The following is an 18,213-nucleotide window of genomic DNA, read 5'->3' on the forward strand; positions in this document are numbered from 1 at the left end:
CTAATGATGCTGATGTCTTTTGATTATTTGTTATGTTTGCGGTTTTTAAAGCCGCGCCATAGACCTTCATGCGCTACTTTTGGCATCTTTAGGGTAATGGTGTTTGATAGCATGTCTTGCACTGCTAGGCCCCGACGATTAAACAAGCAAAATACGTAGTTAAAGACCAAACCCAAAAAGGCACTGGTCAGCAGGACGGCACGCGAGCCTCCTATCAGACTGCCAATGATACCGAAAATTAACGGCATTAATGCCGCTGCTAGAATTCGCTTGAATGACTGCCCCCATGTTAGCAAATGCCCAGCATTATTGACCGTTTTTAATCGCCATGTTTGCATGCCCAGTGTTTGACCACCACGTCGCCAAAACACGCCATAGAAGGCTACTAGCGTCAGTATAAAAGAAGGTGTCATAACGACGTTCTGATACCATCTGGGTAGCGACTGCGCCTCTTCAGACTGCGTCCCTGTCTCCATGGTCAATAGCGTACCAATCACCGTCAGCATCGTCCCCACCAAAAACAATAATGCCAAAATCAACATCCCATCATATAAGATAGCAACGACACGGGTCGTCGGTTTGGCGATAGTAGGCTCTTCAATATGAGGGACGGGCTGTTGAGAGGTGTTCTTTTTTGGAGACTTTGACTTAAGGATAGTCTTCGGTGTACTTTTTGACATGATACAAGCTCATAGCAAGCGAAAATAATGACACTATTGTACCGTAATTTGGGTGCTTATCGTACACTTATACCAAGCCCTAGAAGTATACATATTATAAAAACGATGATGCGTCGAAAACGTGTTGTAATATTTAAAACTTGAAGTTTATAAAGATAAGACCAACGACCTTTATTACAAAAACAGCAGACATAAAAAAATCGCCAAATTGTCATAAGACAGGCGATTGATTTAGTTTTTAGCTCGAAGTTTAATAAGACAAGCTATTATGCAAATGGTGCGCCTGGAGAGATTCGAACTCCCGACCCCTTAGTTCGTAGCCAAGTGCTCTATCCAACTGAGCTACAGGCGCGTATTTTGCACATCATTCACTGTATCTTAACGAACATTTACAGTAAATTAGGTTGGCTATTATATAGATAATCCAGCTGATGTCAATATTTTTTATTCATTAAAATAAAGTTTTTTCTATTCTAATTACAAATATATCTGACATCGACTTACTGCATTACAATCTAACAATAAACCGAATAAATGGCGGTGAAGGAGGGATTCGAACCCTCGATACGCTTACACGTATGGTTCCTTAGCAGGGAACTGGTTTCAGCCACTCACCCACTTCACCGAACGATCTAAGACACTTATCGATATATTTGTTAAAAATAATTTTAAGAAATATGTCTTTAAACTATAGTATCAATGCTTGTTGATACGTCTTATGTCGTGGGCGAGTATTATAACAAAGCCAAAACGAATTGCAAGCATTACCCGCCGTTTTTATGACACTTTCTCATATATTTTAAATAATACTTTTTTTGACGATAGAATAAGGGGTGATTTTCAGGGGCTTGGCTTTATTGTATAGTTATTCAGGTTCAGTGAGCGCCAACGATAAGCTTACTGCTGTGGCTTTTTTGGCTTGAGATGGCTATAGTAATCAAAAAGCCGTTTTCAACCATCATAAAAACAAATAAAGGAAGGTTATGCGACCAGTAGTGTTATGTTTTTCTGGCTTAGATCCCTCAGGGGGTGCAGGGTTACAAGCCGATATTGAAGCGATAGGAGCAGCAGGTGGACATGCAGCTGTCGCATGTACTGCCATCACTGTTCAAAGCTCACAGCAAGTATTCGGTTTTGAGGCTTGCGCGGCAACCTTAGTAAAAGATCAGGCCATGGCGGTACTTGAAGATTTACCGGTTCGCGCGATCAAATCAGGTATGCTTGGCACCACAGATAATATCGCCATGCTGACGCGCCTATTTGCAGAGCAGACAATTAGCAGTAAGACGCCTTTTGTCCTTGACCCTGTACTCGTTGCCAATAGCGGAGGCAGCTTAGGCGATGAGCAAACCTTAGTGGCTGCTTTTAGAGAGCTGCTTCCCTACGCCACGCTTATTACGCCAAACACACATGAGCTAAGGGCGTTAAGCGGCGAGCAAGACTTACATAGTGGTGCACAAAAACTATGTGCACAAGGTACACATGCCGTACTGGTCAAAACCTCACATGACTTTGACAGCGGCGATATCGAGCAATACTTATACGTTAAAGGTGACATGGTACACCAAAGTACGTTGCCGCGCCTAAACGGTGAATTTCATGGCTCTGGCTGCTCACTGGCCAGCTTTATCGCAGGACGCTTAGCTCTAGGTAATGAGCTGATTACAGCTATCAAAGCTGCTGATCGATGGATTGCACAGACATTGGTAGCAGCAGATCGTCCACATCCTAAAGACAGCAGTGCCCAACTGATACCGAATCGCTTTATCGCTTTTAAATAAGGCTGCGGTAGAACCAAGTTTATAAAACAGCTTTAGATAAAGATATAAATAAAAAAGACGCCCTATAATAAGAGCGTCTTTTTTGTGTTAGGCAGTTTTTAGAATATGTCGATAAGTGTACTTGATGATTAATACGTAATAATCAATACGTAATAGAGTTTAGCCCAACATCGGCATAAAGCTTGAGGCCAAACCGCCGATAAACATCTCAAGTAGAAGAAAGGCAATAAAGGCAACCATCGGTGATAAATCAAGCATGCCTAGATTTGGTGTAATGCGGCGAAACGGCGCTAAGATAGGCTCAGCTAAATTGATAATGATACCAATGATCGGGTGCTCAGATCGGGTAAATACCACAATCCAGCTTACGATAATAGAACCAATGACCAAATAGCGACACATACGCAAAAAGTCTAAAATCAAACTAGTGGTACCAGCAAAAAACAGCGGCGCAGGTGCAATACCTTTATGCATCAGCGCCGCTTTGCCAGAGATATCAACGAGACGGATTAAAAACATCAATACAATGGCCGCAATACTGATACGCCCTTGCGCAACTGTCGGAAAAATACGCCCAAACGTATCTACAATGCGTGTGGCCTTATAAGCAGGCGCAATCATAGGGTTTCTCTCATCCATTCCAGCAAACTGCAGCATAAAACGGATAAATACTAGCATCATAGCGAAGGTAGTCACTAAGTCAAAAATTTGCAACAACGTGTTGTTCATAAAACGCTACTCAATGTGCCACGAATAAATATTTTTAAGATGGTGGCTTATTTGTATTAAAGGAGAATTTTACTGGGCTAAATTCTTATTTATTTTCTGTACTAAGCGCTTGACTACGGTCGTAACAAGCTTGCATGGCCTCGCCGATTTGACGACCAATCTCATTACTTTGCATAGATTCGATAGCGGCTTGTGTGGTGCCATTCGGTGACATGACTTTACGGCGTAGCTCACTTGGACTATCATCACTCTCAATAGTCATTTTAGCTGCACCTAGTACCGTCTGCATAGCCAGAGCTGAGGCTTGCTCTTTGTCCAGACCGAGCGCCACGGCGCCATCAATCATTGATTCAATAAAATAAAACACATAGGCTGGTGCAGAACCAGAAACGGCCGTTACAGCATGCATATGTGTCTCATCATCTACCCACATAGCCAGACCTGACGCTTCCATCACCGCCGTTGCCAACTGCTTTTGCGCCTCATCAAGGTCAGCGGAAGCATACAGCCCAGTTGCCCCCATCTGTATTTTAGAGGGCGTATTGGGCATGGCACGTACGACATTAGGGTAGCCACCAAGCATACTAGAGAGGTCATCAGTCGATAACCCAGCTGCCACTGATATCACTAACTGGTTGTCTAAAGCATCAGCAAAAGCGCTGACAACTTTATTCATGACTTGAGGTTTTACCGCTAAGACGATGACGTCAGCATCAATGATCGCAGCCTTTGGGTCTACACTTGCATCAACCGTATTCATCTTTTGATCTTCAAACTGCTGACGTGTCTCAGCGCTAGGTGCTGATACGGTGATTAGCTCAGGTTTGACACCGCGGGCCATAAGCCCACTTATCAAAGCTTGCGCCATGTTTCCGCCACCGATAAAGCTGATTTTTTTATTGTCGAGTACTGACATTATTATTCCTCACTAACAAAACGCAAAGTATTCAAAGGTATAGTTTTCAAACGTATATCATGACATCTAAAATGACACTTAGTCTACCATACTGCTACGAGCATTAAAGAAATTTATCTATAGTCCAATCACCTCAAAAACCGATTAACGTAACGATTTTATTGCATACTGGCTATATGCTTAAGATATTTTTGATAGCACTAGCTAAGAAACCACTGTCATTTATAGCGTTTGCTAACGATTTATCAGTCCCTAGTACCCAACTTTCAAATGGCGATACTAGCAGTAATGGTAACGCTTCCTCTTTTTGAGCGGACGCAATACTAATGACCACTAAGCTATCCCGCAGCCAGACAGGCACGCCCAGTGTTTGATAGAGTTTTTTGCTCGCTTGCGGTCGAGTGGCGAGAGTGGTTTGGACGCGCTGCTGCCGTCCTAATGGTGTACACTTCAGCACCATACCCTCTTTATCGTGATTAAGCTTATCACTGCCACTGAATGTATCATTTATAAATTGTATCAAGGTGTTGAGCGTAATTTCTAACTGCCAATCAATACCTTTGCCTGTGCGTAATGTCAGCATCATTGTAGGCTGTTGAGCCAAATTTGAACAAGGTAACATTTGGGTGTGTGTAATACATGGTAGCGCTAGCCAGGCAAGCCAAGTACTGCTAAGACGATATAACTGTTGACGATAACGGCGGATGCTGTATTTTTGGGTGCGTCCGTGCCAGTCTAATTGGGTTTGATGGTTGTGATCATTGCGCTCAGTTAAGCTTAAGACATCATCGACAAGCTGCTTAGAGGGTGGCAGTGGCTCATCTTGTGTGAGCCAAGTATGTATGAGTTGGCGTTGACGATAGATAGGCAATGAGTGCAGTTTGTCGATATTTAGCACATGTTGCGCTGGCGGGTAATTCAACGGCACAATAGCGGTCTGCTGCAAGTCTTGTACGGCTTGATCGCTCACGATAGCCTGAGCATCTGCGAGTAGCTGCGCACTGCGAGCAATATTAGTGATTGCACTGGAGTTATAAGCTGTCAGCGCTGGAAGCACTTCAAGACGTAGACCACTCCGCACATTATCGCCGCTGTCGTTGGTAGGGTCATCGATATACGGCAGCTCTAACTGCTGAGCATAGTGACTGATGGTAGAGCGGCGTACCGATAACCAAGGCCGCCACAGTATGTTGCGTTGTGCGCTTTGTGACTGCTCTCGCCACGCCTGCATACCTGACAAGCCATTCACCCCCGCCCCTTGAATCAAGCGCATGAGCACCGTCTCAGCTTGATCATCAGCATGATGGCCCAAGAGTAGCACATCATCTTGATTAATATGGGCGCGCATCACATGATAACGTGCCAGCCGCGCTGCTTGCTCATCATGACCGTCTACTTTTGCCATTAATACCTGACACGGTAGCTGCTGAATGTGTGCCCAGCTAGCGACATGCGCTGCCCAATAATGGCTGTCTGCTTGCAGTCCGTGATTGACGTGCAACAATTGCGGCAAAAACGGCAATTTACCCTGTCGATATAACTGTACACACAGCGCGGCCAATGCCAACGAGTCTCGCCCACCACTACAAGCCAGCCAAATACGTCGGCCATGTAATTGACCACCATATTCAGCCACGCTAACCAATAACGCCTCTGCCAGATTAACATCGATCGGTAATTGGTCTACTGGCTTAATAGGATACTGTAAAATGGCGCTACTAGTCATAATCAATCTTATATGAGTAAAGTTAAAAACGAAAAAACGCGCTATCAAGTAGCGCGTTTTTATTCTATCACTTTTTAGTCTATCGCTAAGAGTAACCGTCTAGAACCAAAAGCATGTCATCGAACAAGAGTAATATCAGATCAGCCTTTTATATACCTAACAAGGCAACATGACTTCTGAATTAAAGGTCTTGAGCTTTTCATAGCGCTGCTCACAACGAGCGTCTGCATCCATGTCTTTGATCTCATTAAGCTGTTCAAGCAGTAGCGCTTTAAGAGAGTTCATCACTGGCTGAGGATGAATATGTGCGCCTTCCCCTTCTTCGATGACTGCATCAATGAGTCCCAGTTGATACAAGTTATCTGCATTCAACTTCAAAGCTTCACTGGCGTCTTTCGCTTTTTCTGCCGTTTTCCATAAGATTGAGGCACAGCCTTCAGGAGAAATAACGGAATAGATACTGTTTTGTAGCATATTTACTTTGTCACCGACCCCAATGGCCAATGCACCGCCTGAGCCGCCTTCACCGATGATGGTGACAATTATAGGGGCTTTTAAACTTGAGAATACAGCAATGCTCTCTGCAATCGCTTGCGCTTGTCCACGCTCTTCGGCACCAATACCAGGGTAGGCACCTTGAGTGTCGACAAAGGTCATCACGGGAATATTAAAACGTTCTGCCATCTTTACCAGACGTATGACTTTACGATAACCCTCAGGGTTTGCCATACCAAAGTTATGAGCAATGCGCTCACGCGTACTACGACCACGATGTTGCCCTATGACCATGACGGGCATACCATCCAAACGGGCCAATCCACCTACAATTGCTTTGTCATCAGCATAGGCACGATCACCATGCAATACATCAAACTCTGTGAACAGCTGATTAATATAGTCCATAAACAATGGACGTTTTGCATGCCTTGCAAGCTGAACGCTATCCCATACAGTACTCATAGACGTTTCCTTTCTGTCGTTTTATATAATTTATATGATACTACGTGTCATGATTTAGTTGAGAATAAATAAAGTACAGTTGTAAACTCAAAAAAACTTATAGTAGCACAATTTATATACCGTAGCATTTAACAATGCTTTTGTAATGTAACTATTTGGCTGGCCCAGCTAACCAAAGCCCAGCGGCTAGGCGGATACTGTGGCTTCCACAACACTAAGCTGAACACCCCATTTTGCAAACTGCTCAATCTCTACATAAAGGTCTGAAAATAAAAATGCATAATGTTTTTTGTCGGTGCTGACAGTAATTTGCCAGCGGTTGGTATCCGTGATGACAAGGCGCATATCAGGCAGATCATACTCACTACGGCTATGATGCGCCAATACTGCAAGTCTTAATAGTAAGCATAGATAGACCAAGTCATCACCGCCGATGCTACACGTCTGCTCAAGCATATCGCTTTTGAGCTTGCGTCTATGATTGAGCATCAGCTGTGCCATGCGTTTTTGGTCAACTTGCGAAAACCCCGGAATGTCCGAGTATTCAAGCAAGTAAGCGCTGTGCTTATGGTAGCTGCTATGACTAATCGCAAGACCAATCTCGTGCAGGTATGCTGCTCGTCTCAATACGTCAGCATCATCATTGGTCAATTGCAAATCATCTTTAACTTGTTTGAACAAATGGCGACTGGTTCTGACCACTTGTCTGGCTTGTTTTTTGTCCACTGAATAGCGTTTGATTAATGCAAGTACACTACGGTCACGGACATCCTCACTAGCCAAACGTCCAAGCATGTCATACATCACCCCTTCTCGTAGTGCGCCATCAGAATAAACGATAGTCTCAATGCCAAGCACCTTCATCGTCGCGCGTAGTACCGCTACGCCTGCGGGAAACACTGCCTTACGATGCTCTTTTACACCTTCTAACTCGATATCGTTTACATCTCCAATCTTGATGAGCAGTTTTTCTAGTTTTTTGACCCCTTGATAAGTGACGCGCTCTTGCTCATCTGACCAGCCTTTAGATACCAGCACATTACGCACCGCTTTAATCGTACCACTAGAGCCAACCACACTACTCCAGCCTGTCTTTTGATATTGACCATTAATAGCGAGTACTTCTTTGCGAGCAGCGACGATAGCACGATTAAAATTCTCTTTATTAATTTGTCCATCTGCAAAAAATTTCTTTGTAAAAGCCACACAGCCCATCTGTAAACTTTCAGTCAATATAGGATCAAATCCTTGTCCAATAATAAACTCGGTAGAGCCGCCACCGATATCAATAACCAGACGCTTATCACTACTGGCATTGGTATGGGAGACACCAAGATATATAAGGCGCGCCTCTTCACGTCCCGAGATGATTTCAATCGGATTGGGTAGTATCTCATTAGCGCGTTTTATGAAATCATTGGCATTTTTTGCTTGGCGCAGCGCATTTGTCGCAACGACACGTATGCGCGAAGCAGAGACTGAGTCAAGGCGTGCAACGAAGCGACTAAGACATTCTAGACCTCGCTTTTCAGCAGCAGCGCTTAAGATGTTATGTTCATCTAATCCTGCTGCCAGCTGTACTTTCTCAGACATGGAGACGACTTTTCGCACCTCACCATGATCAAGACGAGCAATAGCTAAATGAAAGCTGTTTGAACCGATATCGATGGCAGCCATCAGTTCATCATCGGCGAGTGGCGAATCTATAATGTCGTTATTGAGCATAGGAAAAATCGTTATCCTGTAGGATGGTGTATAAAAATATAGTAGAGCCGCAGTCAAGTTTTGCTATTAAAGCATTTCTATTAAGGTACATTCAATAACTTGTGTTCATTATAACCCTTTGCTACATTCTAAATAAGTCATATTATTAACCAGTAACATTGATAATTTAGGATAATTATTGATGACTGTAACTTTTATCTTGGTGTCCAGTTCATTGTTAAATTGCGCTGTTGACCTTCCTCTATTGAGGTAGTCACCAAGTATTGATAGTTCTCTGTTAGTCCAAACAATAAGCAAAGGAAGCTGCCATCATGAATCAATCTACGCGTACTCAATCTCGGGCTACTGCCAACACACCAACAAAAGATGCAATTATTGGTACAGATATCACTAAAGTAGACCCTGCCTCTGAGCAAGGATTTTACGATTTTTATTTAAACGAGCATCAAAACATTATTTGTCGCCGTCTACATTTTGCTGGTAGCAGTTTTGGTTTATTAGGACTGGCAAAGTCGGTCAAGACGCGCTCACCAAAACCTTTACTCAAAGGTATTGCCGCAGGGTATGCTTGTGCTTGGGTTGGTCATTTCTTTTTTGAAAAAAACAAACCAGCCACGTTTAAATATCCACTACAAAGCTTCGTCAGCGACTTTCGTATGTATGGTGACGTCTTGCGCGGCAACTTAAGTTTAAGTGACCGCAAATTTGATAAAATCGGACGAAAGTAGTTTATTCACACTACTAACGCAAAGACTTACGCAGTATCTTACCTACCGCCGTCTTAGGCAACTCATCAATAAATTCGTATGATTGCGGGCGTTTATAACCTGTTAGACGCTCGCTTGCAAAAGCTTGTAACTCCTCTGTAGTCAAGCTTGCCTCTTTTTTGACCACAAAGGCTTTTGGCACTTCACCGCTATGCTCATCTGCAATACCAATCACCGCTACTTCAAGCACTTTTGGATGCGCGGTCAATGCCGCTTCTACTTCGTTTGGATAAACGTTAAACCCTGAGACTAATATCATGTCTTTTTTACGATCGACGAGCGTCAAAAACCCTTCTTCATTCATTACTCCGATATCACCTGATTTAAAATAACCATCTTCGGTAAAGGTGTTGGTATTATCTTGTTGCCAATAGCCGCGCATCACTTGTGGACCTTTTATGCCCACCTCTCCAGGCTCGCCAATCGCACATGCTGAGTCATTTTCATCAATAATTTTTATATCCATCATGGCCAACGGCAGACCAACGCTACCATTAAAACGGCTAATACCAGGTGGGTTAAAAGAGATAACAGGAGAAGTCTCAGACATGCCGTACCCTTCATTGATAATCATGCCAGTGACTTGTTGCCATTGATCAGAGACCGCTTTAATAATCGCTGTACCGCCACCGATAGATAGCGCTAAGCGACTAAAATCTAGGCTGGCAAACTTTGGATGATGCAGCATACCGATAAACAAGGTATTGACCGATGGAATGACATGTGGACGATGCTGCTCAATGGTCTTGACTAGGCCATCGATATCGCGCGGGTTGGTGACCAATATATCCTCCCAGCCGCCATAAATACCCAGCAAGCCGCAAACGGTAAATGAGAAGATGTGATAGAGCGGCAACGGATTGAGTATCTTAATCTGCTCGCGACGACCCGCTTCAATCGCACTGCCAAACATCGCATAGCACTGGCAGACATTGGCCATGACATTATAGTGGGTCAGCATAGCGCCTTTTGGCTTACCAGTCGTACCACCGGTATATTGTAATAGGGCCAAATCTTCACGCTCAATGGTCACATCTTTAAAATCTTGCTCGCGCTGCGATTGTAAGATGTGCGCAAATTTTATATAGTCCTTTGAGTCTAACGTATTAGCCGCCGCTGATTCTATTATGGATGAGTTATCAACTGGCTTAGCGCTAAGCTGACTTAATAACGCGACATCATTGTCCGTAGATGTAGCATTGGCATCGATAGAGCATCTCACAACCCATTGCAGCTGCGCTTTGATGTCATCATCTAGCTGCTCATAAGCTGAGTCCATACCATCTAGGATGATAAGACCACAAGCTTGAGCATCTGTCAGCTGATGGGCCAACTCATAGTGGGTATACATAGGATTGACGTTGACCAGTACCGCTCCTGCCCGCAAACAACCGAGCAATACCACGGCATACTGCAATATATTGGGCAGTTGGACAGCGATGCGATCGCCTTTATGGATGCCTTTTGCTTGTAAAAAGGCGGCAAAGCGGCGACTGGCGATATCTAATTGCGCAAAACTCAGCGTGGCAGGCCCCATACTAAAGGCCACAGAGTCGCTGTGCTGATCAATCTTTGGTTGTAATAAATCTAGCAGGTTGTGCTTATCTTCCAATACATTTAGATTGTTTCTTAGTCCATATCTTTCATACGCGACTTGCCATAATGGAGGGACAGTATGACTGGGGGCATTATTTTCAGCACTGGTATTCATCAGTTGGCATCCTTGCTCGTGATCATTGTTAGCTTCAGAATAGCACAATTTATTCTCTGTTTTGCAAACGAGTAGAGCATGGTCTCTTTTGGCTTCTACTCACTTTTTATGGTGAACGCAACTTAAAATATAAGCAAATCAATCATAGAGTATAATAAAAATTAGCCACAAAAAAACCAGCGCAAAGGCTGGTTTTAATTTTAAGTGCTCAAAGCTAAAACTATCTAATTACACTTTAGCCATTTGGGCAAATATCTCATCAGCCGCTTTGATCGAGTCTTCGATATCTGTATCGCTGTGCTTAATAGACATAAAGCCGGCTTCATAAGCAGAGGGCGCCAGATAAATACCGCGATCTAACATACCATGGAAGAAGGTATTAAATACGTCCATATCGCATTCTGTCACGTCATCAAAGTTCTGCGGTACGGATGTTTCATTGTCTCGAACAAAGAACATACCAAACATACCGCCCAATTTGTTGGTACGCAGATTGATACCATGCTTGTCAGCTGCCGCTTGAAAGCCATCAACGAGCTTGTCTACTTTCGCTGATAATTCATCATAAAAGCCCTCTGCCGTTAAGTCTTCAAACATCGCGATACCAGCACGCATCGCTAGCGGATTACCTGACAACGTGCCCGCTTGATAGACACCGCCAAGTGGCGCGATGCAAGACATAATATCTTTTTTGCCACCAAAAGCACCTACTGGCAAACCTGCACCAATGATTTTACCAAAGCAGGTCAAGTCAGGATCGATATTGAAGTGCGCCTGTGCACCGCCAAGACCCACGCGAAAGCCTGTCATCACTTCATCAAAGATAAGTACCGCGCCATTAGCGGTACACTCTGCACGCAAGGTATCATGGAATTCTTGGGCTGGAATGACCATGTTCATGTTGCCAGCGATTGGTTCTAGGATGACGCAAGCAATCTCTTTGCCCCATTTCTCAAAGCAGTCTTTAATCGCTTGTGGATCATTGTAAGGAATGGTGATGGTATGTTTAGCAAAATCTGCTGGTACACCTTTTGAGGTTGGCTCACCAATATCCAGCATGCCTGAACCTGCCTTCACTAACAGACTGTCTGAATGGCCATGGTAGCAGCCTTCAAACTTGACAATTTTGTCACGCTGCGTATAGCCACGCGCCAAGCGAATGGCACTCATGGTCGCCTCAGTACCTGAGCTGGTCATACGAATCATCTCAACGCTGGGTACGATGTCACAAATCTTATCGGCAACCGTGGTTTCAAACGGTGTTGGTGTCCCGAAGCTTAACCCATCATCAGCGGCTTTTTTGACCGCATCGATCACTTTTGGGTGCGCATGACCCAAGATCATCGGCCCCCATGAGCCAACATAATCAATATAGGCATTGTCTTCAGTGTCGTAGATTTTGCTGCCATTAGCACGGTGCATAAAGATGGGCGTACCACCTACCCCTGCAAAGGCACGGACAGGAGAGTTGACACCGCCTGGGATATGTTTGCGAGCTTGCGCAAATAGTTGTTCGTTTTTAGTACTCATAGTTATTCTCTGTTGTTTTATCAAAAGTAAATTTTTTCACTTAAACATCGTTGAATCTGTTCGTTAAACTTATCATCTTAGGCTTTTTTGACGACTGAGGATTTAAGCTTCATGGGGCCATAGCCATCAAGTTTACAGTCGATATCGTGGCCATCGCTCGCATCTGGCAACAAGCGAATGCTTTTTGCCTTGGTGCCTACTTTGATAACGATGGATGAGCCTTTGACTTTTAAGTCTTTAATGACGGTCACGGCATCGCCATCTTGTAGCTCGTTGCCGACAGCATCACGGATGACTGCGTCTTGCCCTTCTACTTCAGCGGCATCAGTTTCAGCTGCGGTCCATTCATGGGCACACATCGGACATACCAGTAACGCACCATCTTCGTACGTATATTCAGCATCACACTTTGGACAATTTGGTAAGCTCATTATTTCCTCGGCAGCCATCATCATGTAGGTTTATTCTAGGCTTAGCCTAGACCCTAAACTAGAGATAGCATTGTACCGTAACTCGCCTGCTTTCACCAATTTGTACGGTTGAAAATTGGGTACTGCGCCCAATCTAAACCTTAACCATAGCGTTTCTTATGACAGTGCTTTTTATGGTACTCTTCTTAACCTCATTTAATTTTATATTCGTTTGTCTGATAAAGGATAAAAGCATCAATCTGCTTTTTTTGTTCCTTATATCTAAGACCCGGCTATTCATAGGTAAGCTTTTATTAGAAGGATAATAACAATGACTCAATCTACCGACGTCTCGACTTTGCCGCAGTTTTCTCAATTAACTATCCAAGGCGAAGATGCCGAAAAATTTTTGCAAGGACAATTAACTTGTGATGTGACTAAGCTTGGTCTTAGCTATCAGCCAACTGCCCTTAGCAACTTAAAAGGGCGGATTGAATTTGGACTTTGGATTAAAAAACAAGACGAAAAACATTATGATGTGGTGGTTAGCGCTGATTGTGTAGACGCTTTACAGGCACATTTAAAGAAATTTGGGGCGTTTTCGAAGTTTGAGACCAGCGTGCCAACGGCTATTTATCCTTGTGTGCTCGCTGATGAGCCAACTTTTAGTCATAAGGATGAGCATAATACCGCGGAAGATACTCAAGCTTGGATGCAGCGCAGTATTGCTACTGGCAACTATTGGATCGTAGCGGCAACGCAGGGTGAGTTTCAGCCGCAAGAGCTGCGTTTGCATCAGCGCGGCGGTATGGACTACGACAAAGGCTGCTATCTGGGTCAAGAGGTCATCGCTCGCATTTACTTTAAAGCGGCGCCCAAAGCATTTTTGCACTATGTTAGCGGGACAGGTGATACGCCAGCAGCAGGAGATAAGCTTGATAAAATCCAAGTGGTCAACGCCATTGCTACCAATGATGGCTTTGAAGCGCTAGTCGTTGCACGTCCAGCCCATCTTGATGATAGCGACCTCACCCTATTAGCGTTGCCAACAGCACTTCAAGCTGATGTCGCACGTCCAAAGTAACATGGTCCAAAATAACATGGTCCAAACCGCAGCAAACTGCCCAACAAGCAGCTAAAACAGTCACTAAGAGATTTTACTCATGACCCATATTGCGGTACTTGGAGCAGGCGTGGTGGGTGTAACCACTGCATGGTATCTTCGCCAAGCTGGCTATGATGTGACTGTCATTGAGCGTGAATCCGCAGCGGGAATGCAGACGTCGTTTGCCAATGGCGGGCAGATATCGGTCTCGCATGCGACCCCTTGGGCCAATCCTGCTGCTCCAATGAAAGCGCTTAAGTGGCTATTTAAAGAAGACGCACCACTACTGTATCGTCTGCGAGCTGACAAGGCGCAGCTCAGGTGGGCAATGGAGTTTTTGCAGGAGTGCCGCGCAGATAGAGCCGATGCCAATCTGGTACAGATGGTGCGTTTGGGATTGTATTCTAGAAATACTTTGCAGCAGCTACGTGCTGATATTGGTATCGATTACGAGCAGCAAAAGCGCGGTATCATGCATTTTTATACTGACCAAGCTGAGTTTGACGCTGCTATGGCGCCAACAGAGCGTATGCAAGCGCTAGGCTGTGAGCGTCATATCATTGATATTAATAATGCGGCCAGTCTGGAGCCCGCGCTCTATCCTATTGCCCATAAACTTAAAGGCGCGACTTATACCAGCCGCGACGAATCAGGTAACGCCCATCTATTTACCCAGCGCTTAGCTGAGCGCTGCGCTGATGCTGGTGTACAGTTCTTATATGACACCGAGGTATTGGCATTAAACGCTGACGCCCACTCTAGTCGCCCGCATATCCATAGCATCAATATCCGTCCCAAAGGCGAAAATGTGCAAACTTTTAGTGCAGACAGCCATGTATTGGCACTTGGTAGCTATAGTGTCACCTTGCTAAAACCGCTTAGTATTCATCTACCGATCTTCCCTGCTAAAGGCTACTCGGCCACTTATCAAGTCAATCCCCGCGCCCCGCACCTAGCGCCCTTTATCAGTCTCATCGATGATGAGTTTAAGCTGGTTACCTCACGCCTTGGCGATAAATTGCGCGTCGCAGGCACGGCAGAATTTAACGGCTATAATTTGGACTTAAACACTGTACGCTGCCAAGCCATTACGCGCCGTGTACAGCAGTTATTTCCAAAAGGTATCATTGTCAATTCTGTACAATATTGGGCAGGGCTGCGACCGATGACCCCATCAAACGTACCTTTAATAGGACGCGCGCATAAGGGTCACATCCGTCATGGTAGTCACAATACAAGCGCTAGTTTTGATAATTTATGGCTTAATACGGGTCATGGTACACTTGGCTGGACGCATGCTTGTGGTTCTGCCAAAGCGATTAGTCTGTTAATACAAGGCGAGACACCGCCAGTCGATTTTGACTTTGTAGGTGTAAACGCTCAATAGAGAACACTTACACCAGCCATACATATTGACTTTTCGTATAGTTAATCTGTCATAAAATAAGCATAGTACTACTGGTAAAAATTTTGCGTAGCCTCTGTCTGCGTAGGCACATAAGCGAAGAAAATTTGTACCAGTAGCACGTTATAGTTTTTGTACTTATTTTATGCAGCACTTCCTGATTTGATTTCGGAAGACTCGCTGTCAGCATCAACGCTTAAATCGGTAGTATCCAAATCAACCATTTCAGGCTCGATGGCTTCTAACTGCACAGGGACGCCATTGACCGCTGCGTTCCCACTTAACTGATCAATTAACGTATCGTCCGTCAAGTCATTGACACTGACACCAGCATGCGCCTGTGCAATCTTTTGTTTGACGCCTTTACGGCCGTGACCCCAACCATGCGGGATGCTCACCACGCTTGGCATCAGCTCATCGGTGACTTCTGCGATGATAGTCACACTGCCAACGCGCGAGGTAACTTTGACGTTTTGACCGTCCTCGATACCGTATTCTTTGGCCGTTTCTGGATGCAACATAAGCGTACAGCGCGGCTTACCTTTTACCAAGCGATAGCTATTATGCAGCCACGAATTGTTACTACGTACATGGCGACGACCGATCAATAGGATCTGCTTGTCATCATAGTTCTGCATCATCTCTTGTACACGCGCTAAATCTGCTTGATAAAAGTCCACATTGAGATGAATCTGCTTATCTCGATGTTTTAATGCTTCTGGCAACATTCTTTTAAGCGGCCCTAAATCAACCCCGTGCGGATTTTTCTTTAACTTGTTTAGATTGAGACCTTTATAAGGTCCACGCTTTAAACCCTGATTGAGCACAAACTTCGGACCCAAAACCTTTACTAACAGACGTTCGACTTTGGTTGCAAGCGGTGCTTTCTTATCCAAGCGTTTTGCCAGCTCTAGATAGATTTGCCAGTCATGTTTGGCGCTTTTTTTCTTACGAAATAAAGCTTTTGAGTATTTAGCTACGTTATGCACGGCAAAGTTGTTAAAAGTGACATCATAATGGTCACGCTCTAGTGGCGATACGGGTGGCAAAATAATATCGGCATGACGACTGGTTTCAGTAACGAAGTAATCAATAGCGACCATAAAGTCTAAGTTGGCAAAAGCTTCATCTAGCTTTTCACCATTGGGCGTGCTGAGTACAGGGTTGCCAGCGACAGTCATAAATCCTTTTAACTGTCCCGCGCCCTCTACCAGCATCTCATCCGCCATCGTAACCACTGGATAATCACCATTAAAATCAGGCAAATGACTCACGCGGCTATGACGTTTACCAAGATAGCCTGGGCCTGAGTTATTGACCACATCGACTGCAGGATTGGGGAACATCAGGCCACCCACTTCATCTAAACGGCCAGTGACAATATTAATGATCATAATGAGATATTGGCTTAATAAGCCAAACGCTTGTACCGATACGCCCATACGCCCATAGCAGATCGAACTTTCAGCTTCACAAAACTCTTTAACCAGTCGCTTAATCTCATTTGCAGCAATACCAGTTATAGCAGCTACGGACTCTGCGCTATAGTCTTTGGCAAAGTCTGCAAGCCGCTCAATCTCTGTCGCTAAGGCTATCGCTCTATTATTTTTCGCGCGTGCTTTGTCCGCATAACCTTGCAGATAAATTTCATTGAGCATGGCGAGCAAGAGTAAGACATCGGTCGCTGGACGAATAAAATGATGCTCGCTCGCAATATCTGCTGTTTCGGTGCGTCTTGGATCAATGACCACTACTTTGCCATCACGGGCTTTAATGTCTTTGAGCTTTTGACGCATGTTCGGTGCGGTCATAATACTGCCGTTCGACGCCAGCGGATTGCCGCCGATAATGAGCATATATTGGGTACGATTGACGTCGGGCACAGGAATACGCAGCATATGCCCAAACAGATGCATACTGACGATATGGTGCGGCAACTGGTCGATAGAAGTCGCAGAAAAGCGACTGCGCGTCTTTATACTACTAAGTAAATGCTTAATGGTCAGCATGCCGCCCAGATTATGGACATTAGGATTGCCTAGATAAACACCAAGGGCGTTTTTGCCATGTTTTTTCTGTACCGACTGAATGCCAGCAGCAACCTTATCTAGCGCCTCAGACCAGCCAATCTCTTTCCAACCGTGAGCGGTTCTTTCAACGGGCTGACGCAGACGATCACTGTCTTCATGCAAGTCTTGCAAGGCGGTCGCTTTTGGGCAAATATAACCTTTAGAGAATGGATCGTCTTTATCGCCTTTAATCGACAATACCTTGTCACCATCGTGCTTGATGACGATACCGCACATCGCTTCGCATAAATTGCACGTTCTAAAGTGGGTTTGCTCATTCGTCTTGGTTTGCTCGTTACTCATGACACGCTCCTTGTGATCTTTCTACCCTCAACTCTATACCTACAATCCACTCTATAGAAGTCAAATACGATGTCAGATTCATTCAACGTGCGATTTATCGCACTTTTATACGCCTTTTTTGTGTTGACGCTCTCTTAAACTGACCGTATAAATTTCGTTCTATCATATTTATAGCTTCAATTATTTTTAACGCAAGAGCACACTCTAGCAGTTGTTATAGCTATTGTTATAACAATAAGATTATATCTATTTAAGCGGTAGTTCTATAAATGAATGTTTAACGGAGCGTATTTATTTGACTAATATGTCTTTAATCGACTCGCATATCTCAGCTCATTTATCTAAAAACTATTTATACTCCTTACGCAATCTAAAGAAAAATCATGAATTCTTTAC

Annotated in this window: 14 protein-coding genes and 2 tRNA genes; 4 read left to right on the plus strand and 12 right to left on the minus strand. The window is 44.4% G+C overall.

Going from position 1 to position 18,213, the window contains the following annotated elements; genetic code table 11:
* Window positions 1-23: 23 nt before the first annotated feature.
* The 3 genes from Q0890_RS05790 to Q0890_RS05800 all read right to left on the minus strand — a co-directional run bounded on the left by Q0890_RS05790 (window position 24) and on the right by Q0890_RS05800 (window position 1,305).
* Window positions 24-680: an RDD family protein gene (locus tag Q0890_RS05790; protein ID WP_299218535.1), complete on the minus strand. Its 657-nt coding sequence runs from the start codon at window positions 678-680 to the stop codon at window positions 24-26.
* Between the two features lie 275 nt (window positions 681-955).
* A tRNA-Arg gene (locus Q0890_RS05795) sits at window positions 956-1,032 on the minus strand.
* A 183-nt stretch (window positions 1,033-1,215) separates the two neighbouring features.
* Window positions 1,216-1,305 (minus strand) — tRNA-Ser (locus Q0890_RS05800).
* Window positions 1,306-1,663: 358 nt separating this feature from the next.
* Here Q0890_RS05800 and Q0890_RS05805 point away from each other — a divergent pair.
* Entirely contained in the window at window positions 1,664-2,461 is a 798-nt protein-coding gene (locus Q0890_RS05805; protein WP_299218537.1) for a hydroxymethylpyrimidine/phosphomethylpyrimidine kinase, read from the plus strand.
* 159 nt (window positions 2,462-2,620) lie between these two features.
* On the opposite strand, the gene Q0890_RS05810 is transcribed toward Q0890_RS05805, so the two are convergent.
* The 5 genes from Q0890_RS05810 to ppx all read right to left on the minus strand — a co-directional run bounded on the left by Q0890_RS05810 (window position 2,621) and on the right by ppx (window position 8,517).
* On the minus strand, window positions 2,621-3,190 hold the full coding sequence (locus Q0890_RS05810; protein WP_299218539.1) for a YggT family protein: 570 nt from the start codon (window positions 3,188-3,190) through the stop codon (window positions 2,621-2,623).
* Window positions 3,191-3,275: 85 nt separating this feature from the next.
* Window positions 3,276-4,106 carry a pyrroline-5-carboxylate reductase gene (proC, locus tag Q0890_RS05815; RefSeq protein WP_299218541.1) on the minus strand — a complete coding sequence of 277 codons (831 nt, stop codon included), beginning with the start codon at window positions 4,104-4,106 and terminating at the stop codon, window positions 3,276-3,278.
* A 172-nt stretch (window positions 4,107-4,278) separates the two neighbouring features.
* Entirely contained in the window at window positions 4,279-5,832 is a 1,554-nt protein-coding gene (gene tilS, locus Q0890_RS05820; RefSeq protein WP_299218542.1) for a tRNA lysidine(34) synthetase TilS, read from the minus strand.
* A gap of 156 nt (window positions 5,833-5,988) precedes the next feature.
* Window positions 5,989-6,792, minus strand: a complete 804-nt coding sequence (locus Q0890_RS05825) for an acetyl-CoA carboxylase carboxyltransferase subunit alpha (RefSeq protein ID WP_299218544.1) — start codon at window positions 6,790-6,792, stop codon at window positions 5,989-5,991.
* A gap of 186 nt (window positions 6,793-6,978) precedes the next feature.
* Complete coding sequence (gene ppx / locus Q0890_RS05830; protein WP_299218546.1) at window positions 6,979-8,517, minus strand: exopolyphosphatase; 1,539 nt, start codon at window positions 8,515-8,517, stop codon at window positions 6,979-6,981.
* Between the two features lie 311 nt (window positions 8,518-8,828).
* Between ppx and Q0890_RS05835 the strand changes: the two genes are divergently transcribed.
* Window positions 8,829-9,245, plus strand: a complete 417-nt coding sequence (locus Q0890_RS05835) for a DUF962 domain-containing protein (RefSeq protein WP_299218548.1) — start codon at window positions 8,829-8,831, stop codon at window positions 9,243-9,245.
* A 13-nt stretch (window positions 9,246-9,258) separates the two neighbouring features.
* On the opposite strand, the gene Q0890_RS05840 is transcribed toward Q0890_RS05835, so the two are convergent.
* The 3 genes from Q0890_RS05840 to Q0890_RS05850 form a co-directional block, all read right to left on the minus strand.
* The gene (locus Q0890_RS05840) at window positions 9,259-10,995 is read right to left on the minus strand and encodes an AMP-binding protein (protein ID WP_299218550.1); all 1,737 of its coding nucleotides are present in this window, start codon (window positions 10,993-10,995) and stop codon (window positions 9,259-9,261) included.
* A gap of 228 nt (window positions 10,996-11,223) precedes the next feature.
* The gene (gene hemL / locus Q0890_RS05845) at window positions 11,224-12,525 is read right to left on the minus strand and encodes a glutamate-1-semialdehyde 2,1-aminomutase (RefSeq protein ID WP_299218552.1); all 1,302 of its coding nucleotides are present in this window, start codon (window positions 12,523-12,525) and stop codon (window positions 11,224-11,226) included.
* A 77-nt stretch (window positions 12,526-12,602) separates the two neighbouring features.
* On the minus strand, window positions 12,603-12,956 hold the full coding sequence (locus tag Q0890_RS05850; RefSeq protein WP_299218554.1) for a zinc ribbon domain-containing protein YjdM: 354 nt from the start codon (window positions 12,954-12,956) through the stop codon (window positions 12,603-12,605).
* Between the two features lie 310 nt (window positions 12,957-13,266).
* Between Q0890_RS05850 and Q0890_RS05855 the strand changes: the two genes are divergently transcribed.
* Together Q0890_RS05855 and Q0890_RS05860 are read left to right on the plus strand one after the other, a co-directional pair.
* Window positions 13,267-14,019 carry a folate-binding Fe/S cluster repair protein gene (locus Q0890_RS05855; RefSeq protein ID WP_299218556.1) on the plus strand — a complete coding sequence of 251 codons (753 nt, stop codon included), beginning with the start codon at window positions 13,267-13,269 and terminating at the stop codon, window positions 14,017-14,019.
* A 79-nt stretch (window positions 14,020-14,098) separates the two neighbouring features.
* Window positions 14,099-15,427 (plus strand): D-amino acid dehydrogenase, encoded by a 1,329-nt coding sequence (locus tag Q0890_RS05860; RefSeq protein WP_299218557.1) that lies wholly within the window; start codon window positions 14,099-14,101, stop codon window positions 15,425-15,427.
* A 161-nt stretch (window positions 15,428-15,588) separates the two neighbouring features.
* On the opposite strand, the gene Q0890_RS05865 is transcribed toward Q0890_RS05860, so the two are convergent.
* A complete protein-coding gene (locus Q0890_RS05865) occupies window positions 15,589-17,817 on the minus strand; it encodes a molybdopterin oxidoreductase family protein (protein ID WP_299218559.1) in 2,229 nt (742 codons plus the stop codon).
* Window positions 17,818-18,213: the final 396 nt, after the last annotated feature.

It is taken from the genome of uncultured Psychrobacter sp. (genome assembly GCF_947488565.1).
Lineage (GTDB): Bacteria > Pseudomonadota > Gammaproteobacteria > Pseudomonadales > Moraxellaceae > Psychrobacter > Psychrobacter saeujeotis.

What these genes read in the sequence shown, in the direction of transcription:
- Q0890_RS05840 (WP_299218550.1), bottom strand. Translation starts at nt 10,995, where the DNA reads ATGAATACCAGTGCTGAAAATAATGCCCCCAGTCATACTGTCCCTCCA.
- Q0890_RS05835 (WP_299218548.1), top strand. Translation starts at nt 8,829, where the DNA reads ATGAATCAATCTACGCGTACTCAATCTCGGGCTACTGCCAACACACCA.
- Q0890_RS05865 (WP_299218559.1), bottom strand. Translation starts at nt 17,817, where the DNA reads ATGAGTAACGAGCAAACCAAGACGAATGAGCAAACCCACTTTAGAACG.
- proC (WP_299218541.1), bottom strand. Translation starts at nt 4,106, where the DNA reads ATGTCAGTACTCGACAATAAAAAAATCAGCTTTATCGGTGGCGGAAAC.
- Q0890_RS05810 (WP_299218539.1), bottom strand. Translation starts at nt 3,190, where the DNA reads ATGAACAACACGTTGTTGCAAATTTTTGACTTAGTGACTACCTTCGCT.
- Q0890_RS05825 (WP_299218544.1), bottom strand. Translation starts at nt 6,792, where the DNA reads ATGAGTACTGTATGGGATAGCGTTCAGCTTGCAAGGCATGCAAAACGT.
- Q0890_RS05855 (WP_299218556.1), top strand. Translation starts at nt 13,267, where the DNA reads ATGACTCAATCTACCGACGTCTCGACTTTGCCGCAGTTTTCTCAATTA.
- Q0890_RS05790 (WP_299218535.1), bottom strand. Translation starts at nt 680, where the DNA reads ATGTCAAAAAGTACACCGAAGACTATCCTTAAGTCAAAGTCTCCAAAA.
- Q0890_RS05805 (WP_299218537.1), top strand. Translation starts at nt 1,664, where the DNA reads ATGCGACCAGTAGTGTTATGTTTTTCTGGCTTAGATCCCTCAGGGGGT.
- ppx (WP_299218546.1), bottom strand. Translation starts at nt 8,517, where the DNA reads ATGCTCAATAACGACATTATAGATTCGCCACTCGCCGATGATGAACTG.
- Q0890_RS05850 (WP_299218554.1), bottom strand. Translation starts at nt 12,956, where the DNA reads ATGAGCTTACCAAATTGTCCAAAGTGTGATGCTGAATATACGTACGAA.
- Q0890_RS05860 (WP_299218557.1), top strand. Translation starts at nt 14,099, where the DNA reads ATGACCCATATTGCGGTACTTGGAGCAGGCGTGGTGGGTGTAACCACT.
- hemL (WP_299218552.1), bottom strand. Translation starts at nt 12,525, where the DNA reads ATGAGTACTAAAAACGAACAACTATTTGCGCAAGCTCGCAAACATATC.
- tilS (WP_299218542.1), bottom strand. Translation starts at nt 5,832, where the DNA reads ATGACTAGTAGCGCCATTTTACAGTATCCTATTAAGCCAGTAGACCAA.